Below are 5,300 nucleotides of genomic sequence, written 5' to 3'. Positions count from 1 at the left end.
GGTCTATCTCGCCTACACCTACCAGGCGACCTCCTGGCGCATGTCGATCCGCAAGCGCATGAACGAATCCGATACCGATGCGAACACGAAGGCGGTCGATGCGCTTCTGAACTACGAGACCGTAAAGTACTTCAGCGCGGAGCGGCGCGAAGCCGAGCGTTACGATCGGTCCATGGAACGCTACGAGCAAGCGTCGACGCAGACCTATACGTCGCTCGCCGTTCTGAACTCGGGACAGGCGGTGATCTTCACCATCGGCATGACGATCGTGATGATTCTCGCAGTGCGCGACATCATGGCGGGACAGGCTTCGATCGGCAGCTTCGTTCTCGTCAACGCCATGCTGATCCAGCTTTACATTCCGCTCAATTTCATGGGCATGTTGTACCGCGAAATCAAACAGGCGCTCATCGACATCGACGACATGTTCAACATCCTGGAGCGCAACCCTGACATCCAGGACAAGCCGGATTCGAAACCCCTGATCGTCAAGGATGGCAACGTTCGTTTCGAAGACGTCCATTTCTCCTACATTCCGGAACGTCCGATTTTGAAGGGCGTGTCGTTTGAAATCCCGGCCGGCAACACCGTCGCCATCGTCGGGCCATCTGGCGCGGGAAAATCGACGATCTCGCGTTTGATGTTCCGCTTCTACGAACCGAGCAGCGGACGCATCCTCATCGACGGGCAGGACATCGCCCATGTGCAACAGGTGAGCCTGCGCGAAGCGATCGGCATGGTCCCGCAGGACACGGTTCTGTTCAACGACACGATCGGTTACAACGTCCGCTACGGCCGCTGGGATGCTTCCGAAGAAGAGGTGGAGGAGGCGGCGCGCCTGGCGCAGATCGATACCTTCATTCGCCATCTGCCGGAGGGCTACGACACGTCGGTTGGAGAACGCGGCCTGAAGTTGTCCGGTGGAGAAAAGCAGCGGGTCGCCATTGCGCGCACGATCCTGAAAGCGCCGCCGATCCTCGTTTTGGACGAGGCTACGTCGGCGTTGGATTCCTTCACCGAAGGAGAGATCCAGCAGGCGCTCGATCGCGTCAGTCGCGGGCGCACGACGCTCGTGATCGCGCATCGGCTATCCACGGTGATCGGAGCCGACGAGATCATCGTTCTCGATAGGGGCCAGATCACCGAACGGGGCACCCACGCGGAGCTTCTCGCCAGCGGCGGGACTTACGCCGCCATGTGGAACCGTCAACGCGAGGCTGACGAGGCCCGGGAGACCCTGAAACGCGCGGCGGAGGCCGAGGGACGGTCTGTGCCCGAAGGCGTCATGGGTTGACGGGAGGTGCGGCCCCTGCCATCTCGCCTTTCACGTCAGTGAAGGTGAAAGCATGACCGGTATCCTGGACTCGATCCGCCGCATCGTCGTTCCGATCCACAAGGAGGGGTATCCCTTCATCGCGATCGCGCTCGTCGCGACGTTCTTCCTGGCCAACCTCTGGTCCCCCCTCGGTTGGATCGGCGCCATCATCACCGTCTGGATCTGCTATTTCTTCCGGGATCCGCATCGTGTGACGCCCATCCGCGAAGGGCTCGTGATCTCCCCGGCCGACGGCCGCGTGAGMCTGATCACGACGGCGGTGCCGCCCGCCGAACTCGAATTGCCTCAAGAGCCGATGACCCGCGTCTCGGTGTTCATGAACGTGTTCGATTGCCACGTGAACCGCTCCCCCGTGACCGGCCGGATCGCCCAAATCCTCTATACACCGGGGCTTTTCCTCAACGCCGAGCTCGACAAGGCGAGCGACGACAACGAGCGCAACGCCCTGGTGATCGAGACTGCCGGCACCAAGATCGGCGTCGTCCAGATCGCGGGCCTCGTGGCGCGCCGCATCGTGTCCTTCGTCAAGGTGGGCGACAGCCTGAGCACGGGCGAGCGTTTCGGGCTCATCCGCTTCGGGTCACGCCTCGACATCTATCTGCCTCTGAGCGCCCAGGTGCTGGTGGGATTGGGCCAGACGGCCATAGCCGGCGAAACCGTTCTGGCGGACCTGAACGCCACGGAACCGGCACGGCAATATCGGGCCGGCTAGGCAAGTTCCCGGAACGTGTGTCACGGTTCTCGAGTTATATCGCGCGCCGGCTTCATGGCCTCGGGTCACTTCGGACCAAGGCCATCGAGGTCTAGGACTCCTTGCCGCATGYCCGCGGCGCTCCTACTCTGTGTCCCATGAGCGATCTTTTTCCGCCTTTCGCACCGGATGAGCACGAGCCGCGCAAGCGACTCTTCAAACCCGTGCCGTTCCGCGTCATCGCGCCGAATATCATCACCCTGATCGCCCTGTGCCTTGGGCTCACGGCGATCCGCCTCGCTTATGAGGGGCGCTTCGAACCAGCCGTCATCGCGATCGTCATCGCAGCGTTCCTGGACGGGATCGACGGGCGCGTGGCCCGGCTTCTGAAAGGGACGACCCGGTTCGGCGCGGAGCTCGATTCGCTGGCCGATTTCGTCAATTTCGGCGTCACGCCCGCACTCGTTCTCTACAGCTTCGTGCTGCACGAGCTTAAATCGATCGGCTGGATCACGGTCCTCGTCTTCGCCATCGCCATGGCGCTGCGCCTCGCGCGCTTCAACGTAATGCTGGACGATCCGAACCGCCCGGAATGGAAGAAGAACTTCTTCACCGGCCTTCCGGCGCCGGCAGGGGCGTTGACGTGTCTGTTGCCCCTGTATCTGTATTTTCTAGGCGTGCCGGTGGTGGGCGTGGCCGCGGCTCCCGTCGTTCTCGTCTATCTTCTCGGTATCGCTTTCTTGATGGTCTCGACCATTCCGGTCTATTCCGGCAAGACGATGGGGAAGTATGTTCCTCGCCATTGGGTCCTGCCGATCTTCGTTCTTTCGGTCGCCGCCTTCGGTCTTCTGGTCAGCTTCCCGTTCGAGATGCTGGCTCTCGCCGCGGTGCTCATGCTGGTCATGATTCCGATCAGCGCCGCGCGTTACCGCAAACTCGAGCGCGCCCACGCTGCGGCCCCGTCTGAGCCGGAAGCTTCCCCGCCGCCAAGCGACGCGACCGACCCGAACCTGTAGAGTGGAGAGAGATGTGACGGCCCAATCGGAGACATCGACCTCCAGCTGGCGTCCGAAGCTGGTTCTGGCTTCGGCTTCCCCGCGCAGGCTGGCGCTTCTGCAGCAGGCCGGCATCGAGCCGGACGCCTTGCTGCCGGCGGATGTGGACGAGACCCCTCTCAAGGGTGAAACGGCCAAGGAGCTCGCCCGACGCCTCGCGCGGATGAAGGCTGAAGTCGCCCGCAAGACCGCACGGCACCGTGAGGAGCTCAAAGACGCCTTTGTGCTTTCCGCGGACACGGTTGTGGTGGCCGGCGGACGGATCCTGCCAAAGGCCGAAGTAGTCGACGAGGCTGCCGCCTGTCTGCGGCTGCTCTCAGGGCGCGCGCACAAGGTCTTCACCTCGATCTGCCTGGTGACGCCCAAGGATACCTTGCGGGAGCGGCTGGTGGAGACGCGAGTTCGCTTCAAGCGGCTGTCCCGCGAGGAGCTGGAACGCTATCTCGCGTCCGGCGAGTGGCGCGGAAAGGCGGGCGGCTACGCCATCCAGGGGCTCGCGGGCACCTTCGTGGTCAAGATTGTCGGCTCCTACACCAATGTCGTCGGCTTGCCGCTGTACGAATCCATTTCGCTCCTCGACGGCGAAGGTTTTCCCGTCCGCTTCACATGGCTCAATGCCGCCTGACCGAAAGGGAAGGAGAGCTTTCATGAACCCGGCGAACGAGAACCGAACCAAAGCGTCGCTCAGCAAATGCCCGATTTGCGGCAAGCCGGCCACGGACGAATTCAAGCCGTTCTGCTCGAAGCGCTGCGCCGACGTCGACCTGCAGCGCTGGTTCTCGGGCCGATACGCGATCCCCGCCGTCGAGAGCGATGAGGGGCCAGAGGACGAGAAGGACGACGGAGGGGCGTGAGCGTCTCGCGCTCGTTTCAAGTCGAGCGCAAGTTGAGAATGTAATCGGAATTCCAAAACGCGAAGACTGCATTAGCAGCGTTGATCAAGGGCGCCTTGCAGCGCCCTTTCTTTTCCGTGCGACTGGCAAACAACCAGGCACATCGAATTAGAACCCATCATGCTGCGGCTTGGTGCGTGCTCAGCCCGATCTTCTGCGAGAGGTGGGCATGGATGCTTTCAGCGACTAACCTCTGCACCGTGGGAGAAAGGATGAAATTGCGCCCTTCCATGGCTTTGTCCCACGCACTCGCAAAATCGAAGTTGTCCATCGCGTGAAGCAGAGCCTCACCGGCATCACGCCAAGAAGGCACCGAATGAAGCACTTGGCATAAAGCTTCAATGATCGTCGCGCGAAGATATCCTGGATTCCCGTCGCCGGTTTGCGTGATGCATTGCAGAGCCGTAATCAAGGTTTCGCGACCGTAGGTCTCTAAGCAGCGCGCGATGGCGACGACCGCCTGGGTCTGCCCTTGCTTCACTCTCTTCTGCAACAAGGTATTTCGCACGATCTCAACGCCACCAACGGAGCAGGCGTCCGCGACGGCTAACGCCTGCGGCTCGCCAGCTGCGAGGCGGGCATGGAAGAGCTGCTGTGGCGTCGTCTTCGTTACATTGCCGTTGACTGCCGCGTAGGCCTCGGCTTGCTTCGCGCGATCAACGTAGACGATCTGGCATGGGACCTTCTCTATGCCTCGCAAAGCTGCTGCCGTGGTCCTGTGCTGGCCGTCGACGATGGCGAACAGGCCCCCTTCGACTGGTGCGACGATCACAGGGGCGAATTTCGACCATTCGAATCCGTCAGTGATCCGCTTGATATTGAGCGCCCCTCTTTTTCCAATCTCGCGTTGATAGGAGGGATCGACAAAGAGCCTGTTGATCTCCAGCCATTCCAGCTGCGGTGCCGGACCCGGGGTGTATGGCGTAACCGGCGCGTGGTAGCCGGCCGGGGAAATCATTCGATAGTTCGTTTGAATGTGGGTTTCAGTCATGTCCGTCTCCAAAGCACCGAATTGGCGCTTTAGAGTTGTGGCATGACTCTATTTGCAATCCCTAATGGCATAAAATTGCCAAGGCGAATGGCCAAAAGAGAGGGCACTACGAAGTGAGTGAACGCGTGAATCAGTCGTTGGTCGGGCAGGCACGGGGTTCCGTGGCGAGGCCTAAAACCGAGAGATGGGATCGTCCTCCCGCCCGTCTCCCATCAGGCAGGCCTGGCGCTCCGGATCGCTGCTACAACGGCCGCCCGCGTCAGCGAGATCGCCGAGGCAGCAAAAGCGGAGTTCCAATATCTCGATGACCCCAACCGTTCGGCTTGGTTGCTCC

At 61.4% G+C, this 5,300-nt stretch carries 6 protein-coding genes; 5 read left to right on the top strand and 1 reads right to left on the bottom strand.

The genetic code is table 11. The features are described 5' to 3' along the window. From AC1DT3_RS11425 to AC1DT3_RS11405, 5 genes are all read left to right on the top strand, one after another. A partial coding sequence (locus AC1DT3_RS11425; protein ID WP_477465376.1) for an ABCB family ABC transporter ATP-binding protein/permease occupies positions 1 to 1,294 on the top strand: 1,294 nt, incomplete at its 5' end. A 52-nt stretch (positions 1,295 to 1,346) separates the two neighbouring features. Further along, the gene (locus tag AC1DT3_RS11420; RefSeq protein WP_477465375.1) at positions 1,347 to 2,048 is read left to right on the top strand and encodes a phosphatidylserine decarboxylase; all 702 of its coding nucleotides are present in this window, start codon (positions 1,347 to 1,349) and stop codon (positions 2,046 to 2,048) included. A 137-nt stretch (positions 2,049 to 2,185) separates the two neighbouring features. Further along, positions 2,186 to 3,043 carry a CDP-diacylglycerol--serine O-phosphatidyltransferase gene (gene pssA, locus AC1DT3_RS11415; protein ID WP_477465374.1) on the top strand — a complete coding sequence of 286 codons (858 nt, stop codon included), beginning with the start codon at positions 2,186 to 2,188 and terminating at the stop codon, positions 3,041 to 3,043. Positions 3,044 to 3,056: 13 nt separating this feature from the next. Further along, positions 3,057 to 3,707, top strand: coding sequence for a Maf-like protein (locus AC1DT3_RS11410; RefSeq protein ID WP_477465373.1), 651 nt, complete (start codon positions 3,057 to 3,059; stop codon positions 3,705 to 3,707). Positions 3,708 to 3,729: 22 nt separating this feature from the next. After that, a complete protein-coding gene (locus tag AC1DT3_RS11405) occupies positions 3,730 to 3,936 on the top strand; it encodes a DNA gyrase inhibitor YacG (RefSeq protein WP_477465372.1) in 207 nt (68 codons plus the stop codon). A gap of 157 nt (positions 3,937 to 4,093) precedes the next feature. Here AC1DT3_RS11405 and AC1DT3_RS11400 read toward each other — a convergent pair whose 3' ends face one another. Beyond that, positions 4,094 to 4,966, bottom strand: coding sequence for a ParB N-terminal domain-containing protein (locus AC1DT3_RS11400; RefSeq protein WP_477465371.1), 873 nt, complete (start codon positions 4,964 to 4,966; stop codon positions 4,094 to 4,096). Positions 4,967 to 5,300: the final 334 nt, after the last annotated feature.

This window comes from Microvirga sp. P4_G7, from assembly GCF_056401005.1.
The sequence above is the reverse complement of the archived record's forward strand: the minus strand, read 5'-3'. Positions and strand labels throughout refer to the sequence as shown.